The sequence below is a fragment of the Vibrio sp. Sgm 5 genome (assembly GCF_026241575.1).
Lineage (GTDB): Bacteria > Pseudomonadota > Gammaproteobacteria > Enterobacterales > Vibrionaceae > Vibrio > Vibrio jasicida.
In genome coordinates, this window is sequence record NZ_JAPHPY010000001.1 from 197,991 (window position 1) to 216,946 (window position 18,956).

The 18,956-nt window shown below is 41.0% G+C and carries 17 protein-coding genes and 1 tRNA gene; 11 read left to right on the forward strand and 7 right to left on the reverse strand.

Annotation, left to right across the window (positions count from 1 at the left end; all coding sequences use genetic code 11):
• Positions 1–25: 25 nt before the first annotated feature.
• Entirely contained in the window at positions 26–637 is a 612-nt protein-coding gene (locus OQJ86_RS00850; RefSeq protein ID WP_096030927.1) for a YecA family protein, read from the reverse strand.
• Positions 638–690: 53 nt separating this feature from the next.
• On the opposite strand from OQJ86_RS00850, the gene OQJ86_RS00855 reads away from it, so the two are divergent.
• The 4 genes from OQJ86_RS00855 (at position 691) to OQJ86_RS00870 (ending at position 5,457) form a co-directional block, all read left to right on the forward strand.
• Complete coding sequence (locus tag OQJ86_RS00855; RefSeq protein ID WP_265985199.1) at positions 691–3,111, forward strand: hybrid sensor histidine kinase/response regulator; 2,421 nt, start codon at positions 691–693, stop codon at positions 3,109–3,111.
• Between the two features lie 440 nt (positions 3,112–3,551).
• On the forward strand, positions 3,552–4,001 hold the full coding sequence (locus tag OQJ86_RS00860) for an L-alanine exporter AlaE (protein ID WP_038866830.1): 450 nt from the start codon (positions 3,552–3,554) through the stop codon (positions 3,999–4,001).
• Positions 4,002–4,146: 145 nt separating this feature from the next.
• Positions 4,147–4,234 (forward strand) — tRNA-Ser (locus OQJ86_RS00865).
• An 83-nt stretch (positions 4,235–4,317) separates the two neighbouring features.
• Positions 4,318–5,457: a site-specific integrase gene (locus OQJ86_RS00870; RefSeq protein WP_265985203.1), complete on the forward strand. Its 1,140-nt coding sequence runs from the start codon at positions 4,318–4,320 to the stop codon at positions 5,455–5,457.
• Positions 5,458–5,476: 19 nt separating this feature from the next.
• On the opposite strand, the gene OQJ86_RS00875 is transcribed toward OQJ86_RS00870, so the two are convergent.
• Positions 5,477–6,022 carry a hypothetical protein gene (locus tag OQJ86_RS00875; RefSeq protein ID WP_084413424.1) on the reverse strand — a complete coding sequence of 182 codons (546 nt, stop codon included), beginning with the start codon at positions 6,020–6,022 and terminating at the stop codon, positions 5,477–5,479.
• A 162-nt stretch (positions 6,023–6,184) separates the two neighbouring features.
• On the opposite strand from OQJ86_RS00875, the gene OQJ86_RS00880 reads away from it, so the two are divergent.
• Together OQJ86_RS00880 and OQJ86_RS00885 are read left to right on the forward strand one after the other, a co-directional pair.
• Entirely contained in the window at positions 6,185–6,598 is a 414-nt protein-coding gene (locus OQJ86_RS00880; protein ID WP_063345399.1) for a hypothetical protein, read from the forward strand.
• Positions 6,598–7,914, forward strand: a complete 1,317-nt coding sequence (locus tag OQJ86_RS00885) for a DUF6575 domain-containing protein (protein ID WP_063345400.1) — start codon at positions 6,598–6,600, stop codon at positions 7,912–7,914. Before OQJ86_RS00880 ends, OQJ86_RS00885 begins: the two co-directional genes overlap by 1 nt.
• A gap of 188 nt (positions 7,915–8,102) precedes the next feature.
• On the opposite strand, the gene OQJ86_RS00890 is transcribed toward OQJ86_RS00885, so the two are convergent.
• Positions 8,103–8,327, reverse strand: a complete 225-nt coding sequence (locus tag OQJ86_RS00890; RefSeq protein ID WP_063345401.1) for a helix-turn-helix domain-containing protein — start codon at positions 8,325–8,327, stop codon at positions 8,103–8,105.
• Between the two features lie 121 nt (positions 8,328–8,448).
• Between OQJ86_RS00890 and OQJ86_RS00895 the strand changes: the two genes are divergently transcribed.
• On the forward strand, positions 8,449–8,826 hold the full coding sequence (locus OQJ86_RS00895; protein ID WP_235860722.1) for a hypothetical protein: 378 nt from the start codon (positions 8,449–8,451) through the stop codon (positions 8,824–8,826).
• A gap of 333 nt (positions 8,827–9,159) precedes the next feature.
• Here the strand turns inward: OQJ86_RS00895 and OQJ86_RS00900 are convergent, their stop codons facing one another.
• On the reverse strand, positions 9,160–9,741 hold the full coding sequence (locus tag OQJ86_RS00900) for a helix-turn-helix domain-containing protein (RefSeq protein ID WP_155396573.1): 582 nt from the start codon (positions 9,739–9,741) through the stop codon (positions 9,160–9,162).
• 390 nt (positions 9,742–10,131) lie between these two features.
• Between OQJ86_RS00900 and OQJ86_RS00905 the strand changes: the two genes are divergently transcribed.
• From OQJ86_RS00905 to OQJ86_RS00920, 4 genes are all read left to right on the forward strand, one after another.
• A complete protein-coding gene (locus OQJ86_RS00905; protein ID WP_265985215.1) occupies positions 10,132–10,323 on the forward strand; it encodes an AlpA family phage regulatory protein in 192 nt (63 codons plus the stop codon).
• A gap of 363 nt (positions 10,324–10,686) precedes the next feature.
• Positions 10,687–13,185 carry an AAA family ATPase gene (locus tag OQJ86_RS00910; RefSeq protein ID WP_265985217.1) on the forward strand — a complete coding sequence of 833 codons (2,499 nt, stop codon included), beginning with the start codon at positions 10,687–10,689 and terminating at the stop codon, positions 13,183–13,185.
• Positions 13,186–13,193: 8 nt separating this feature from the next.
• Entirely contained in the window at positions 13,194–15,068 is a 1,875-nt protein-coding gene (locus OQJ86_RS00915; RefSeq protein ID WP_265985219.1) for a nuclease domain-containing protein, read from the forward strand.
• Between the two features lie 344 nt (positions 15,069–15,412).
• Positions 15,413–15,634 carry a hypothetical protein gene (locus tag OQJ86_RS00920; protein ID WP_265985221.1) on the forward strand — a complete coding sequence of 74 codons (222 nt, stop codon included), beginning with the start codon at positions 15,413–15,415 and terminating at the stop codon, positions 15,632–15,634.
• 236 nt (positions 15,635–15,870) lie between these two features.
• On the opposite strand, the gene OQJ86_RS00925 is transcribed toward OQJ86_RS00920, so the two are convergent.
• The 3 genes from OQJ86_RS00925 to OQJ86_RS00935 are packed head-to-tail and all read right to left on the reverse strand — an operon-like array spanning position 15,871 to position 18,949.
• Positions 15,871–17,649: a tail fiber protein gene (locus OQJ86_RS00925; protein WP_265985223.1), complete on the reverse strand. Its 1,779-nt coding sequence runs from the start codon at positions 17,647–17,649 to the stop codon at positions 15,871–15,873.
• Positions 17,646–17,915 (reverse strand): hypothetical protein, encoded by a 270-nt coding sequence (locus OQJ86_RS00930; RefSeq protein WP_265985225.1) that lies wholly within the window; start codon positions 17,913–17,915, stop codon positions 17,646–17,648. The genes OQJ86_RS00925 and OQJ86_RS00930 overlap by 4 nt, the downstream gene beginning before the upstream one ends.
• Positions 17,915–18,949 (reverse strand): hypothetical protein, encoded by a 1,035-nt coding sequence (locus OQJ86_RS00935; protein ID WP_265985227.1) that lies wholly within the window; start codon positions 18,947–18,949, stop codon positions 17,915–17,917. The genes OQJ86_RS00930 and OQJ86_RS00935 overlap by 1 nt, the downstream gene beginning before the upstream one ends.
• Between the last annotated feature and the right edge of the window lie 7 nt (positions 18,950–18,956).

The window sequence follows — 18,956 nt, forward strand, 5'->3', positions numbered from 1 at the left end:
AGTGTATTCAACAGAGCAGAGAATCTTACTCTTCTTCTGCCAGCATGACACCACGCTGAGTCAAGCCGCCAAGCATCATTGGCATTGCATTGAAGATTTCTTCAAATTGCTCAAGACCTTCCATGCCTTGTTCTGCCAGTGTTGCTATTGTTGTTTCTGGATCGTACAGCATCGTCAGAGAAAGCAGAACGCCGCCCAGTAGCGCGCTGTCTTCGCTATCTTCTGGCATTAGGGTTTCCCAATCATCACGAGTCAACTGCCAACCCTGAAGGACACCTTCACAGAAATCACGTGTGTTTGCTGACACGATATCTTGATCATCCAACTCACAGCCTTCTGGCCATTGCCACGCGCCTTCTAGAAGCGCTGGACGAGTTTGGTTCCACATTTGAACAATCTCATCAATGTACTGTTCTAGTTGCTCGCCGTCTGTGAAGGGTGCTGTTTCTTCACCGCCCCATAGGAATGGCAGCCACTCTTGAGGGTTCAGCACGTTTGGCGCAGAAGCCATTGCCGTTACGAAGCCTTGAGTTTTCGCTAGGTTTAGTAGTTTTCCATCAAGTTCTGGAAGAGAAAGGATGTCTTGTAGTTTCAAAATAGAATACCATTTGTTAATGGGCTGGTTGGTTGCGCTCATATTACCAATCAATTAGTGATAAATCGATATTAGGGAATGATTCGGCTACATCTATGGAAATTCGCTCGTCACTCAGAAAAAAAAGCATTCTCGCCCTAACACTTTATTTGTGCTTCTTCATTGCTACGATTGGCTCTGTTGTGTATCTCGTTGTTGAGCCACCAGTTCGAAGCAAACTCGAACGTAATCTCGATTTGCGTACGCAGTTGTTGGCGTCTCAAATAGAAGAGCCGCTGACCAACTCAGTTGGTCTGCTTAATAGTCTGGTAGGACTAGGGCAAACGCCGGAACAGAGCATCTCCTTACAAAAGACGATTCCTCAACTCCTTCGTGTGAGTGACGACATCATTGTCAGTGGTGGCCTATGGCCGAAGCCAACCCTAGACGGTGCTCGTTGGCAATACACAAGCTTATTCTTCAATAAGAATGAAACGGGCGGGTTGGATCAGATCCACTCATACAACAATCCTGAATCTGGCGGTTACGACAACGAACCTTGGTATCAATCTGTGGCCAATGCGCCTTCAGGAACCGTCACTTGGTCTGGCGTGTACATCGATACCTTTACTCAGGTTCAAATGATTACGGCGTCTGCACCCTATTATGAAGATGGGCTATTTGCTGGCGTGGCAACAGTGGATCTCTCTTTAGAAGCTTTATTCCAATTTATTCGAGAGCATACAAATCAATATTCTTTAGGGGTGGTTATCCGTGACGCTGATTCGCAAGTCGTGATTGAGCACAATTTCCAACTCAGCAAAGACATTTACATCAGCCAATTAGACTTCGGAGCGTTCAATTGGCAGATGGACGTTGTTAACGCAAAGGTAAAAGTTGCCGATCAAGTGTTTGAACAAGTCATGAGTGTAGAGCGAGGTATTATTCCATTCTTATTGCTCTGTGTGCTGGTCGGATATTACTTGCTAAATCGATACATCGTTGAACCGATAGTGCGAATCGCTCAAAAAGTCGATGATTCTAAGACCGGAGGCATCATCGATATTGCTTATGATAGTGAGGATGAAATCGGCCACTTGGTGACTAAGTTTAACGAAAAAACCGTTTATTTAGAGCAAGAGAGGGTGAAGGCTCAGGCGTCTACCAATGCGAAAACTGCTTTTCTCGCAACACTCTCTCATGAGATCAGAACACCGATGAATGGTGTGCTAGGCACCGCGCAAATCTTGTTAAAGACGCCACTTACAGATGAGCAAAGAAAACACCTCAATACCTTGTATGATTCTGGCGATCATATGATGACGTTGCTTAACGAGATCCTCGATTACTCCAAAATAGAGCAAGGTCATATCGAGCTTGATAACACCCCATTTCCTATCGAGTCCATTCTCGGCAGTATTAACAGTGTTTACCACACACTTTGTGCTGAAAAGGGCTTACAGTTCCGAGTGGTCTCAAATGTTCCACAAGGGCGATGGTACAACAACGATAAAGCACGCCTTCGCCAAGTCCTGTTTAACCTTCTTAATAATGCCGTGAAATTTACGGATCGCGGTTTTGTTGAAGTTGAGTTGGAAGAACAGATACAGAGCGATCACGCTAAGCTTATTATCACCGTCAAAGACTCTGGAATTGGCATTCATCCCGATGCGCAAAAACGAATTTTCCGACCGTTTGAGCAAGCCGAGTCCTCAACGATGCGTCGATTTGGTGGAACGGGTTTAGGGTTAGCGATTGTTAAGCAGATCTCTGAACACATGAAAGGTGGCATTAGCGTTCAAAGCCAAGAATGTATTGGCACCAAGTTTGTGGTGGAACTGGAGCTCAATCCGTGTGAAGCGGGTGTTTCGGAATCGACCAACACACATAAGCTTGATTGCCAAGGATTACACACTCTGATCGTCGAAGATAATCGAACCAATACCATCATTATGGAAACCTTTTTACGAGCCAAAGGCTTTACGTGTGTGTGTGTGGAGAATGGACAGCAAGCGGTCGAGCAGGTCGCCAAGCAAGAGTTCGATTTGGTCTTAATGGACAACCATATGCCAGTACTCGATGGGGTAGGGGCAATCGCTGTGATTCGTTCTATGGACTCGCCTGCAAAATCTGTGTTGATCTTCGGTTGTACAGCCGATGTATTTAAAGAGACACAAGAGCGGATGCTCGATGTTGGTGCCAACCACATTATTGCTAAACCTATTGTTGAGTCTGAGTTGGATGATGCCTTGTATCGCCATTCTTCAATCCTCTACCAATATCAAAATAAGCAGGGAGACGAGCCAGCGAAGCCGCGTAATGTAGAGGCATTGCTTTTGAATTTTTACATGGCGTTAGATGATGGTAACTTAGAACAAGCGATGACAACGCTCGCTCATATTTTTGACAGTGTTCAACCGAGCGTCACGCAGGAGTTAAGAGGCGTGATCGAACGTATTGAAAGTCACTTGATCAACGCATTATCTCCTGAACAAGAAGACATCGATCAGCTCACCATTTTATTGGCAGATCAATAACCTCACTCATAAAGAGGAAGCCGCTTGAACAGAGGTTCGAGTTGCTTCTTCTGTCCTTGTCCATTCATAAAATCTCACAAACTTCGCATTTACTCTGAAAATCCTTCTCCAAGTAGCATAAGCCGATCTTTTTGAAATTCGCTTACCAGATATTCGTCTGGTTTTTTGTGTTTTAGCGCGAGCTAAGTCGTTCGTTGGTAAGTAAATTACGTTTTTTAACTTCATTTTAGGTCCTTTAGCGGTGACTTTTATTGGTTTTGGTGAAAGCTGCTACTTTTAACCTTAAAGTTGGTTATTAATTTACAACTGAGATTTTAAAACGGAATCATAAACTGAAAATATTGTGCTCTAATAGCGTCATTAACTGCCATGTGGTTTTAAATGCAGTAAATCATTTTATAGATGTCGTTTTTAATAGTGTTTGATTTTAGAGGTTGTAAATGAAGTCTCGTGGACCATTTTGTATTCGTAACGCCGCAGCGGATACTTTTGCTATGGTGGTTTTTTGTTTTATCACAGGGATGATTATTGAGATTTTGATCTCGGGTATGACGTTCGAGCAGTCTTTGGCATCGCGTACGTTGTCTATTCCGGTCAACATCGCAATTGCATGGCCTTATGGCATGTTCCGTGACTGGGTATTGCGCCAAGGCAACAAGCTTTCACCTTCATCTTTCATGAAGAACGTATCTGACTTGATGGCCTACGTGCTATTCCAATCTCCGGTTTACGCAGGCATTTTGTTTGCGGTAGGCGCTTCTACTGACCAAATTATCACAGCAGTAGCGAGTAACGCAGTTGTGTCTTGTGGTATGGGTGTACTTTACGGTTACTTCCTTGACCAATGCCGCCGTTGGTTCCGAGTACCTGGCTACTATCAAGAAGCATAATTGCCCCTGTTTTATGCAATTTAGCTAGATAGTGAGCAAACAAACGCAAAAGGGCGCTTTTTTTTCGTGTTTAGCCTTGACCATCAGGCACATAATCATTAAATTAGCGCCTCGTTGGTTAACGATACCAACCAAAATTTGATTCGGTGAGTTGTCCGAGTGGCTGAAGGAGCACGCCTGGAAAGTGTGTATACGGCAACGTATCGAGAGTTCGAATCTCTCACTCACCGCCACATTCTAAGAGGTCTGATTTATCAGGCCTTTTTTCGTTTTTAAGGCTTATTGAGATAACGCTAGCCCACACTGGAGCTAACACATGTTATCGAATCAAAGGCTACCTTCTAGAAAATCACTTTACTTGATTACCAGTAGGACGGGCGTTTTTGCGTTCCGCTGGAATCTCAGAGTTAATGGTAAGCACCACCAGCCAACATTGAGTCTGAAAACAAGGGACTACCTCCAAGCGGTTAAGCTCGCGTCAGAAATAGCAATTCGCATACAGCAAATTACCCAACCAACTTTAGAAGATATCAAGTCAATCTACAGTGATTTCAAAGGCTCGGAGTCAAAGAAAATTCTACTGCTTCATAGCATTGATATCTCAAATCATCTAACAGACCTCAGTATCAAAAGCCAAACAGAATACAGAAATTGTTGGAATAGTTTTGTTAACTCTCTCAGCCAATCAACGACATTAGCTAGTGTCAGACAGTCACACATTGACCTATGGAAGAAAACCCAAACTTGTAGCCTTACTACTATGAAGAAGAAGCTTAGATTGCTGTCTAGTTGTTTCGGGAGAGTTGGTCATAAAGTAGAACAAGATTGGTTTAAAGTAGCAGTCGAAAAGACACCAGTTAGACCTAAGCGAGCTATAACCAAGCAAGAGCTTGGAAAGCTACTGAAAGCCACACAGTGCTATAAAAAGAGCAAAGATGAGTGGAAGTATTATCTTCCTCGCATAGCGGCTCTAACAGGCTGTAGGCTCAATGAGATAGCGCAGTTGAGGGTGTGTGATGTTCAATTGGGAGATGAACCAACATTGAGCATTAATGATGATCATGATGATAAAAAACTAAAGAATTCATCGAGTAAGCGAGTCTTGCCTGTTACTACTCCTTTACTGAACTTGCTAAGTGAGTTGACAGCAGGTAAAGGAAAAAATGAACACTTGTTTTCTCTTCCGTACAGTAAGCAGAATGGTTATGTAGGAAAGCCCAGTAAGTACTTTTCGGGGCTTCTAAAGTCCTTAGCTATCGATGGTGTATCATTCCATTCTCTACGCCACTATGCGGTAACTGAGCTGTTTAATGCGGGAGTAAAAGAAGAATTGATAGGGACACTAATGGGGCACAGCGTAGGTAAGTTAACCACAGGTAAGGTCTATTTGTCAGGCTTCTCTTATAAGAAAAGGTTAGCTGCCATGGGGTTGTTAGGTTTGCACATACAGCGTTGATAAACAGACCCCCGAGTTTTTACTCTTTTGTATTAAGTATATTAGAGGATAGCTCTTGCATCTTTTGTACAAATACATCCCAGTTGTAGCCTGTTATCGCGCCGATAGCTAAGTAACCGAGCGATGCATTACTCTCGTTGTCAGCAGTGCTCATTTGTCCTGAGAGGACGATGAGACCACTCTGGATAATGGCAAACATTAGTATTCCGACAATTGCTGCCAACAAAGGTGCAAAAAGAAAACCCCACGCATGGTCATCATCAAATGATTTCTCAACAGCAATGTATTTATGAAATGAAATGATCCCCAATAGTCCGCTGCCCAGTATCGCTCCTATGACGGTGTAGATTGAAAAAATGACATGGCTGGGTAGCGATAACACCCCCTCGGGTACAGACCAAATTGACTGGAGAGAAGAAAAGTTTGTTATCCAGCCATCGAAGAGTAGCCACGTTGCTATTGCAACATAAGCAAAAATGTACAGAGGGATACTAATTATAACGAGCTTGCTAGGCGAGCTTTCAATGTTGATTCTATTGCTCTCTGTGTTGTCAACGTTTTCCAATTTGTCTTCCTACTAATATCTGTTACGTATGCCTAAGTCTTGAAGCGTTAACACTTTGTTTGTTAGGTTTTTATAAGTATGCATGATAGCATGCCGCATAGTTAATATAACACCGATAGCATAACGTTTCGGTGATGAATAATGTCATTGGTAAGAGTAAAAATGAGTGGCAATAGCATCAACTATTGTTGGCCAGCGGACTTTCCTGAAGGTATTCCAGAAGAATTGGGAGTTGCCCCAGCAGAAGGTAAAGTTTATAGACTCGTTAGAAGTTGTCCGCCGACAAAAGAAGACTTTTTGATACACCGAATCGAATATCCATCTCGGAGGTACTCCAAAACTGAAGAACCCAAGTCATATGGGATTTCGTTTTGGTCGAAGTTGTCAAAAATTAAGCGAGTCCAACAAAATTATCCTAGTCCCGAGCAGTTTGGGGCGAGGGTGATTGTTACTGGAAATTTGGTTCACGAGTTTGGGGTTATTCCTTCTGAACCAGCTAAAGATGGACACATTACTTTATGGGCTCAAGAAGGTACTGAGCTTCACTTACATATTACCGAAAGGGAGGGTGAGTGATGAGTGTTCTACCAAGGCAAACCATTCTCGGGCATCTTGATTTCTTTGAAATATATGATGACTTTGAAGGACCAAAATGTTTCTCCGTAAAAAATGATTTAGAACAGCTTTATCTGGTCTATTGGAGCGGGGATTATGAAGATGGTCAATATTCAAAATGGGTCTATATGCCTGTATCTCAGCGAATTCTTGATGAGCTCGTGCGAGAAGAGACATCGTTCCATATGGCATTTAGGACTTCAAAACGTTTGATGGCAGTCCACACTCCCTTAAGGTCAGGAGTGAAAGCTCATGTAGAGTTGCTAGATAGTAAAAACCTTACAGATATAAATCTACCTCCTGTGAGTTTTTCGATTGAGCCTGATGAGATACAAAGTATCGCACCTGAGTCTAAGTGGGACTTCAACCTTAAGATAGCCAAAAAAAGTGGTAAAACTAATCCAGATAGAAGTGTGGTTTCAAAAATCTTTGACGCATTTAGTGAGCTAATTGAATCTCTTATGAATGATGATTCTAAAAGTGAGCCTCGAGTCTATCCCTTAACTGCTACATACGGCTCATTCGATGTGAAGTTAAGCACCAACAATCGTGATAGGGCTGGAGTTGCCGTAGAGCAGTTGGGGGTTCTTTTGTCTGATATTAACTCTGTAGAGGACAAGCTAACGAACTTAAGCCTTGATCCTTATAGGCTGAAAAACCTACTGGATTTAGTCAATCTGCATAAACTTGAACTGACCTTGAAACCGAAAACGTCAGAGTTATTAGAAAACCCAGTTACTATTAGTGCTGAGAGGCTTCGTCCGGTAATTCAGAAACTTGAAGAGAGCACTGTTACGTTTGTTGACTCCCAAAAGGTTCCACAAGCTAACGATTTAGATAGGGTTATAGAGATAGTTAAGTTTCGCCTTAATGGAGGAGAACTTAAGCACGAAAATATTGATGGTCTGGGCTCTTACAGGCAAGTGCAGTACTACGTTCATGCAGCGTGGTGTCTAGGGCTGTTGCATAAAAATAGAACTGTTACCGCTCCTGGACGAGTGTTATGCCAAAAAGCTAGTAAAGTTGCGCAATACCAGTTTCTAGCAGACAGGCTAGAGTCTAGTGATTTCGGTTGGGCTTGGATGAAATGGGCTGGTGTAAATAATATATCAGAGCTTAACCCAGACTCTTCAGAAGCTTTCATTACAGAGTGTGTTAAAGGGCTTAGAAGAGGCACTATACCTAGACGAGCTACTTCGTTATCGGCATGGCTGAGGAAGTTACAGGCTTATCGACGTGATTATGATGTCGGAGAAATTGAATTAGTTGACGAATAAATAGAAAATTCTTTTTGTTTCATGGGTCGTTATACAAAAAAGATGTCATAGCCTTTACAGAGGAGAGGAGTTGTTATCAGCTCTTTCTCCTTTTTTGTTTTTTTGCCCTGTTTATGGGCGTGATATGAGGTTATCTATTGCGCTAATGGGGGAGTGAGTTTCTGAGATATAAGGAGTCTACAGCTTTATCATTCTTTAGGGAAAAGAGCCCCTTCATTCACCCTTAATGCTCTCGCTATCATCACGATTTCTACATCCGTTACTTGTCTTACGCCAGCTTCGATTTTTGCCAGAGTCCCTCTACTGATATCCAAACCAATGACATTGCATTTTGCTGATAACTGCTCCTGCGTGATTTTTTGCTGTTTTCTCAATTGCCTTATGTTCACTCCAACAACATTCATCATTGTCATTTTTTAGTTAACTCTTTTTGCTCTGCTTGTAGAGCAAATTTTAGTTGTTAATGTGTCCCTAATTGCTCTGCTGGCGGAGCAGTTGATTTGTTAAACTAATGATGAAATGAGGATGTTGAGAATGAAAAAGGGGATTAATACGCCTTCGCTGAAAGTAGGTTTTGAAAGTCAGTTAACAAAATGGTGGAAGTTGATAGCGTTCTGCACCGCGTTCATCTTGATGGTAATTGGCTTTAAGTTTGTACAGAAAATGTCCTTTATGCTTCTTGACGATGGCTCAGGAGATTGGATGCTAAGCCAAGGCAGTATTGGCATAGCGCAGTGTCTTTATTATGTTTTTTGTTTAGTTCAGGTTTCTGACCGTGTTTATGGGGCAAAGAACCCAGAAGGAATAGAAAATGAGTTTTGGAAGTATGTTTACTTATCAGTACAAAACTTAGCTCTTATACAGGTGCTACTGACGATTGGGGCACTTCTTTTATGGTGGTTATGGAGCTAACTTCTCGCTACTAAATTACAATATATAGGGCAACGGTCTTAGATATATGTATGAGTGGGAGAACCAACCGTTTACGGTGTCTATCCACTGAGAGGATAAAGGTTCACTGAAAGGGGGAAATGGTTATCTATTTTTCCATTTTTCATCTTTCTTTCAGTGCTTAACTTAAGTATTTAGTATGATAAATAGTAGGATAAATAGTATGTTCCTTAGTATGTTTGTGTTGCCTAAGCATACAAGGATTCAGCTTCTATCATACATGGTTGGAGCTCTCAGCGAACATGGATGTTTGCTCTCCATACAGTGAGAAAAAAAGCCTCCGAAGAGGCTATCTTAGAACGGTGACTCATCAACCTCTAAAGCTTCTTGTTCAAAGTCAGCCCACCAATCACTGGTTGTTTGATGTTGCTCGCTCCGTGGTTGAGCTAAATCAACAGTCGCACTAACTAGAGTGTCGGGATTTTCAGTCTCTGAATCGTTACCCGTTTGTGATTCCAAACTCACAGCATCACCTCGCTCATTAGTAGGGCTAAGCTCTTCTGTTTCTTCTTTCTCAAGTGTTGGAATCCCAAGCCACGTATAGAGTTTGGAAGTATTTGTACCTCGATAAGAACTACGAATAAAACCAAGTTTCACAAGTTTATTAAGCGCATTGTTTACTGTTGGGCGGGTACACCCAACTCGCTCTGCAACACGCTCTTGACTTGGATAACAGCTATAGGTGTTACTGTTACCTCTTGTACCAAAGTAACTAGAAAGCGTCACTAAAACGCTTTTGTCAGTAACAGTCAAACCATGTGACTTTTTTAGATTGGCTTCAATGATTTGTTTTGTGATAGAAAATTGATTTCTAGGCATTAACAATAGCTCCTTGTGATTAAGGAAACCATGGATTGCTCCAAACATCTTCAGCATGCATCTAAGTGTATCCACTATTCCCTATGTGGATAAACATCCAAACTATCGTTTAGATGGACTGCGAGTTTAGCGTTTTGGAATGTTAAAAAAGCAAGCGTAATGTTTGTTTTCAAGATAGAATTAGCCCACACAACAACATACACTAACGCGCTAGTTTTGTTTTCTCAGTGTAGATAAGTCATTGACCTATATACGGCACATCGCCGTTAGGTGATGGTGAAAGCGTAGCTTTACGTATCGAGAGTTCGAATCTCTCACTCACCGCCACATTCTAAAGCCCCAGCAGAAATGCTGGGGCTTTTTCGTTTTATAACTCTTTGTTTTCGAGGGCTTCCGTTTTCTTAGCCATATTCATAGTGATATGTAATTAAATACGGGAGTGCCACAATGTCTCTACGCATCATTCGCCTCAAAGAGGTTATTGCCTTGACAGGCTTATCAAAAAGTTCGATTTATCGTTATGCAGACGGAAAAGCATTTCCTCAATCCGTTCAATTAGGCGCGCGAAGCGTTGGATGGATGGTCGTGTTGGTGGGTGTAGTGAGGACAAAAGCTATTCGTACTATTGAACAATGGTAAAAATTAGTAAATCTATCCTCTTCCATGTGAAAGCAAAGATACTCGCTTTAGAGGACTCTTTAGTAAGATGGCTCTCCTAAAGACCAAAATGTAAGCATGTTATAAATTAGGAAGAGTTTGTTTCTCAATTTACCTAAACGAGAGCTAACACTCTATTGCAGCTTATGTTGAATGTCGAATTATTGCAATTTAACTTGATGTAAAGACAAACTTTTACAAAGTGACATAGTAGAAGTATAAGCATGCTGTGTTATATTCTGGTCTATATTTTTGGCTCTATAATGTGGGGAGGGTAAAGCACTCTTACACATATTGACCATGGTTGAGCATTATATAGTCCGAATCGGGTAGGTGTTTATTTAGATGTTAGAATCAAATAATAATAAATTGGTTGTTTATAAAACCGGGCAAATTAACGAACGTCAGGGTTTTGTTAAGCCAGTGTTAAAGATTGCTGAAAATGGAGACTTTGAAAGGTTATCGATGGATGACTATCCTGCAGATATATTTATTTCTAAGGGTTACTCCGCAATAGATAATCAATTTGATGATAATCAACTTTTTATCTTAAAGTCTCATGTGCTTGATGAAGAGAAAACAGAGCAGTTTCGGTCGCCAAGATACTGGGCTGATGATGGTTTCTGCGCAACATTGAACCCAAATACGCTACTCCCAGTTATCCTTACATCCCTGCCAGATAAAGAAACTGGAATACTAGAGGGAGAAATAGAACCGCCATCAACGGCTTTTTTCATTTTAGATGGAGATAGTCTTTATGGTCCAATTACTAGCAGCATAACTGACGATAACAAGTATATTATCGAGCCTTATACCCATCCAAGTTTCTCATTTGGCAAAGGGTATCTGGGGGTTTACTCAGTAAGTGAAGTACAAAATAGCTTTGTCAAATGTACTGTGGGTAATGAACAACTATTATTTGTAGCTTCATTTAAACATCTCGCTGAGGGCAGGAAAGAAAATAAGAGCATTGATTACTTAAGCAATGATCAACTAATTAAGGTTGTGAACCAGACCGGGTTTGGTCAAAAACGCAAAGCATTGGGTAAAAAGGAAGCAGAGAGACTTCAGCAGTTTGTTGCAGACTTCGAGAAAAACAATAAATTTATAAAGGATGAAAGAATGAATCGCTTAAAAGGTATGCTAGATAAATACCTTTTAGAAGCGGACACTGGCTATGATCTTATTAAAGATTATTTAGAAAGTACTTCAGGTCAACGTTTCCTTACGTCATATGTTGAAAGTCATAAGGAAAAACTCCTCAGTAGCGTTATTGATAGAATCAAATCTGATGCTGATGCTGAAGAAGCTAAAATCCAGAAGCAACTTGACGATAAGAGATCACAGCTTTCTATTTTCGAGAACGAAATTTCGAAAATACAATCTCAGGTAACTCGGAAACGCCTGGAAGCTCAAGAGGAAATTGATAAATTAGCGCTTGAGACTCAGGAAGAAAAAAATCGAATTCTTACAGAAGATCAAGAAAGGCATAGAGAAGAGCTTAGCTCGATGTCGCAAAAGTTAGAAGAAGTCGAGCTCGAAATTCGCGACAAGTGCTCCACGTTGGAACTGATTGATGATATTGGTAGCCTAAAAAAGGAGTGCGCGTATTTTGAAACTCATAAAACCAAGTTAGAGAAACTAGTTGATGGTTATACTGCTGCATTGGATAACACAACTTTGCTATCAGAAAAAATTGGTGAGATGGAAGCAATACAAAGAATTCTGAACGGTAAAAAACCAAGTCAAAGTAGTGAAACACCTTGCTTAGAATGTAAGCCTATCGAGTTTTGTAGCTCTCTTCCTGATTCTGCTGAAGATTTAGTATCAGCTTTATGTAATCAGTTCTCCAACGATGGTGGAAAAGTCTTTAGTGCGGAAGAAATGACAAACCTTATGGTTTGTTTAGAGCAATCATTCCTTACTGTACTAGCTGGTCCCCCTGGAACAGGAAAAACCTCAACAGCAACTCGTTTGGCAGAGGCTTTGCACTTGGGTAGTAGCTATACTAATCAAAACTTTTTGAGTATTCCTGTGGGAAGGGGGTGGGTATCTAGCCGAGATATTCTTGGTTTCTATAATTCACTAAAAGATGTTTATCAAGAATCAAGAACAGGCCTATATAATTTCTTATCACATCATTCTACGAATGAAACAGATACTAGAAAACTAATTCTCCTAGACGAAGCGAACCTGTCTAGTGTTGAGCACTATTGGTCTGACTTTTTATCATACTGTGATAAAGAGAATCTTGTGAGAGCGCTTGATATTGGAATCCCAGACATCCAAAAACGCTATCTATTTGTTGACCAGAATACGCGATTTATTGCAACCATAAATAATGACTCTACTACTGAACCCCTGTCTCCTCGTTTGATAGACCGAGTGCCAGTTATCTCTTTAGATAGAACAAACTTACAATTATCGGAAGGTTCAGGTTATACAATAGGTGGCACCATTCCAGCTTCTAAACTCAAAGACTTGTTTACAAGTGAAGATCCCGAGCTTTCCCGTGCTCAGAATGGTCTTTTAAATGAGGTATTAGCTCAGTTAACAAAACGTGATGCAAAGTTAGGTGCTTCATTGAATATTAGCCATCGGAAAGTCAACGCGATTACTCACTATGTTGATGTGACGGGCAAACTAATCGGTTCTGAGGCAGCAATGGATTTCGCGTTATCTCAATTTGTACTACCGCATATTGAAGGATTTGGGCCGGATTTCAGAGTGAGAATTGAGCAGCTCCAAGATAAATTATCTAAGTATCAGAGAACTACTGATCACCTAGATAGGATTTTATCAAATGGTAATAATTTGTCAGGCTCCTACTCTTTCTTTGGATAGGTGCAAAGATGCAATTAGAAATATCTATTCTAAATGGAGAGCGTAAAGGACAATCATTTCTTATTGAAGAAATGATTGTTCCTTCACATCCTCATTTTTGGCTTAAAGATAGTGAGGCCATTGAACTCAGTCTTGTTGCACCATCTAACTTTACGTCAGCTTCACTTTATTTGTATGATCATAAGATTGATGCGACTCGATATGAGTTTGTTGACGAAGATTATATCCGCTTTACATGGACTCCTAAGGCTAGGGCTTATAGTAAATTTGAGTTATTGTTTTTTAATTTCTTTGGTGTCGCTGAATTCACCGTCAGGTTAGAGGACCGAGAAGAAAATTTCATATCTACAGCTCAATTTGATGCAATTGAAGTCCTAGCATCTAAAGCTAGAGCCCGTAGTGTGGAAGATATGATTGTTTACTTGTCGAGACTAGGTGAAGATCAATTGCATGCTCTTTTTCAAACGACTAAGTTTGGAGCAGATTTTAAATATGGAGGAGACTCTCCAAATGGTAATTTAGAGAGAATTGAATCAACTTTGAGCCGTATTGAATTCATTATTCCTAGAATTTTGATGCGGCCTTTGAGTAAGTTATCTCCAGAAAAAAAGATGCTCTTTGCCAATGGAGAAGAACACCTAGATGAAAGCGCAATTTCTTGGTTAGCAGGTAATTTATCTGTTCTGGAAACTACGGATGACCCTCACCGCGCTCATTTAGAGCACGATGGTGAGTACTATAAAGCGAATGTCATTCAAACCTCAGTCTTAGTTGAGAAAACAGATATTTATGAGAATCAGGTAATTCATGGTGCTCTTGAGTTACTTTTGACTGAAGTGAGTGCTCTTCTATGCGACTATAGAGCGACTATTGGAAGTAATATTCCTAAAAATGTGAAGCACCCCTTAGGGTATGTTTCCTTTTTTAGCCAAATTAACAGATTTAAGACCAATTTATTTGATTCGCAAATTAAAAGGTGTAATCAAGTCATACTCTCTCTTAAAAGACTCAAGCGTGAATTAGATTCAAGATTACCTGTCGAAAGAAGCTACTTATCTAGGCCAATGCTTACACCCAAAGCTCAGGCAAACCATTCATATAGGGCGATTTTTATCGAGTACATCGATTGGATAGAAAGAAGAAAGCCGGATTGGTCTGTTTACAAGAATTTAATGGCGATAACATCGGTAGACAAGCTGTTTGAATTATATAGCTTTTATAGGATTGACGAGTCATTACAAAAAATTCTTTATGAGTCGTCACAACACTCTTGGGTGCTTGGATCTAGTGAGTTAAAGTTGCTTTATGAACCTAACTATTGGATGCCAAAGCATAAAAACTCTTTCGAAGCAGAGCTTGTAAACGCAGAAAAGAATACTATTCAAAGAAATAGTTCCTTCAAGGAAAGGGCTCAAAATAAAGTGTACTCACGTAGAACTCCGGATTTTGCAATTGAAATTAGAACGAATGATAAACCTGTAAAGTTAATTGTCCTTGATGCGAAGTACACATCTCGTGAAAAGGCATTTGTAGAATACTTGCCAAGTTGTACCATGAAGTATGCTCATGGTATTCAATATAAGAGCGTGAGTGGTTCACCGGTTTCATCTATAACTATTGTGCATCCAAGTGAGTCTGGTTCATTTGACAGTTTTCATACAGATGAACAGAGCGTCTTTGGGGAGTTGTCTGCCACACTCGCTATACAGTCGATAGGGATTTGCTTAGATGATAACCGAGATCAAGATAGGCTTTCTGAATTAATTAAAGGGCTTATCCTACACACTGGAATTGATATTTTTGTATCCGATCCAGATACCGAGAAAATGGTCATGAATTCTTTTCCTTTAACACGAAATAAATTACTTAATTTCGAAAGATGATAAATATAACACTGTTGCTGTATAGTAATTAGATAGCATTTTATTAACAGTTTAAGGTGGTAGGAAATACTAGATATAAGAAGCATAGAAAGGTCTCTAGCATTATAAGTTGGGGGCCTTATTCTTAATTAAATTAAACGTTTAAGGTATTAATAACGGTTTTATTTAGCTATCTTTTTTGTGAAAGTTGGCAAAATTGCTGAATAGGGTTATCCGGCGACACCTGCATCAGCGGTGTGGTGTTCTATATAATTTTATGATGGCTGATTGAAAAATGTATATTGATGAGCATAGGGTATAGTTCATACACCACAGCCATAATAAACAGTTTGACGAACAAACCAATGCCGACTCACCCTGATGGTACGAATGGGGTGATGTTAGAAATCTTGAAGAAACTTGGTGTACCTCTTGAAATAGACCAAATGTCATTGAAAAGTATCAATGGTCACTCCAAACAGCTCCCCGCTTCGGTTCAGTATTCTTTGAATCACAAAGCATTTAGTCGTGAGAACAAGGTAGGTAACCGAGTTCTACGTGGTACTCGAAAGCGCTCTGATGATTGACACAAAGACAATCAATGTAACTCAAACACTGTAGGAGCACTGTTCCGATTTAAGACATAACAGCGGACAGCCGATAGTACCAACGCGAGACAATACAAATTACCAAGCTAAATTACTGCGCTTTTGCGCAAAAATTACGTCCAATCGAGGCCAATAGAGACCAATATCGTCCGATGTTATTGGTCCTGTATCTAAGCGAGCTGTGCAGATAATCTTTGTTTGACCTGAATAAGTCATCAATTAAGTTTCAATATGGTAATTCTCAATTGAGTGCTCATGTCTGACTCTGGGATATCCGTTGATGTAATAAGCGATAATTGTATTTCTAAATCAGTATTAGCGGAAAGTTGGCCACCCCACGAAAGTGACACCGCGTTGGGTTGCGTAGTTGTTACATTGACTTTTGTTTGTTCAAGATATGGACCGCCCACGTTTGCGATTCGAACAAAACCTAATTTTTGTTCACCTTGTTTTTTTTGTATGTACCCAGTCACTGTGATCATGTATCTGCCAGATTCAAGGATTCTGAAGTTAGATACGCCATTGCCTTCATTAGTAAACACTGACGCGATCAATGGATCGCTATAACTTCTTACATCGAGTTTAAACTTAGATTCAGTAATAGAACTTACACCGCCAAGGTCGAGCAGTTTTGATGAACTCATGCAGAAATCAGGTACTTCTGTTGAAATGCTATTTGCTTTATCAAGGGCTTCCTGAGCTAATGCTTTTGCTTGTCGAACTGAGTTTGGCGTAGCTGCATCAGAAGTGCTTGTTGATGTTACCGAGTCAACAAGCTTCACAATGCCCTTTACAGATGTACTGGCATTAACAGCAGTCCACTTACCATTAGCAAGGTTGTAAGCCGATACCGCTTTGTCATACGCCGTCTTTAAACCAAGTGCTGATGCAGCTAAAGCCTGACTTGTTGAGTTAACCGCATTAGTCAGTTGTACGATACCTTTGCGCGATGTACTTGCATCTACCGCTTCCCATTTGCGATTTACTTGCGCTTGAATCTGGGATTTCCATTGGTTGTATGTTGTTTGAAACGTCTCAAATGTGCTTGTGGGAAGCTTGGTGCTTAACGTATTTAAGACGCTTTGGATTGAGTCTGCTGCATCCTCATAAGCATTTGATAACTCAAACAAGGTATCTAGCGCGGCGCTTGGGTTACCGCCGAATATTAACTCTTTAAGTTTCTTTACTTCCTCATCAGCGTAACGTTGAAGAAACGAGATTAATCCCGGCTTATCTAAGGTTTGAGCTGTCACAACTTGCTCACCACTAGTACGCTGGTCAACTTCTTGTTGTGTGGCCAGCTCGGTTAAACCCAAACGTTCTGTTGTTGCTGGCTGAGAAAGTGAGCCCTCACTCTCATTAATGAGTTCTTTTATCTCATCAAGCTCAGGCTTCAATGTTGCTGGCGTGACCGCACGCTTTGTATCTTGACCTGTTGACACTTCTTGATGTGTCGCAAGCTCAATCAATCCCGCCGCATCGGTGGTTGCATATTTACTCAGTTTATTATCGAGCTCTTCAAGAGCCTGATTCATCTCGTCATGCGTTGGATGTGTGATACTGGTATCAGTTTGGACCACCACGTGCTCAGCGTTAGCCAAAACGCTTTGAATGTTGATAGGGTATGACGAAACAATTGACTCTTCTGGGTCAACCAGTAACGGTCTGTACGCGCTGATGAGTATCAGTTCTCCATCTTCATCGTAGATGCCGACGTTACAAATCCATTTACCTTTGTATTCATCGACTTTGTTCTCGATAGTTGCACCACCACCAATAAACCCCTCATCTGGTTTGCGCTCAATGCCGATACGAGCCCACTCACTGGGTACTACCGCCATTTCTACGTTTGGGCGTTGATAGTTTGCATCATCGCCATCAACACCACCAAACCCCATATGGGTTAGTGGCAGGGTTTTGTTTTGGCGATAGTAATCTTGGATTTTTTCTTTACCACGCTTAGTCGCAATGGTGTAATACTTTTCAGTTGTCATATTTGTTGGTTTTCCCGCTCAACTAATGCCCTTAAGCTTCGCTCACCCGTTTTTTCAAACACTTCGCGCATTGATACTCTTTCTGTTTCAAAGTAGTTTGCAGCCACGCGAACTGACGGCTGCATTGTCTTTCTTAACGTCATGACAGACGCTGATGTGGTATGCGAGCCACTTTGTCTTGCAAGAACTCTTAACTGCGCATTGGCAATCGTTGAGCCACTTGCTCGATGCAGTACCGATACTTGAGCTTTTGTAATTTGAGTCATTACGTACGTACCTTAAATTTTGCGCCAGCTTTGATTTTGTCAGTTGTAGTACTGTTTGCTGTCGATGGTGATAAGTAGTAGTTCGTTAATGACGCTGGAAAACCAACGTTTTGTTCGGCAAGGATGTTATTGCCTGCATTGTCGACGAGCGAGAACGATGTTACACCAGAGGTTTCAGACTTACCTCTTGCTGCCATTTGAATGCCGTAGATTTGTGGTACGTTGCGCTCAACATTAAACACAACTTCGGCTGGCTCATTGCTACTGATGTAGGTGGCATCGCTATCGTCAGATAATGCACTTTCTACGCTCTCACCAGTGATGGCAAAAGTATTGCTCTCAACCGTCAGCGCTAAGTCGCTAACACTTCCAGACGCTAGAACAGGAACATTGCCGTTTGTTGCGCTTGTGAATGACTCAATGTAAAGGTCATCAAGTTCCATCGTCATATCTTGCATGCCGCGACCGATATAAACCGAAACAAACTTTTTAGAATGTCCGTAATCTAAACGACTAAAGGCGGTCAACTCTTGTCCATTCATATAAACTTTAGGGAGAGGAGTCCGGCTGTCTGCGTTATTTTCCCATGCGAAGCGAACTTCAATGTAAGCGTATTGATTTTCAGGAAATTTCGCTAATTTAAACTGGTTATTCGCACCAGGTCTTGCTGCCCATAAAAAGCCATCCTTTGCATACAAAACTGCAATGCCTGTAGAATTTCCCAACGATTGGGTCTCATGGTTTGTGCTGATAGATGGAGATGCAGAATTGCAGACATACAGTAGGACGTTATTGTCAGTTTTCTTTGTATATCGAAATGCACACCCAACGTTGACAGTTCGGTTATATAAACCACCACCATCAATGTAATATTCAAGATAAGCACCATTGGTTAATTTGAGCGCCTTGCCTTTGTTGTTGCGTCCTGCAACCAAAGAGATGTTTTCTTCTCCATGCAAAACAAAGCCGGGTAATTGTTGTGATAGTGGTGCGTCATTCGTCAGACTATCGAACCCATCAATAACTAAAGCCATAGATGCT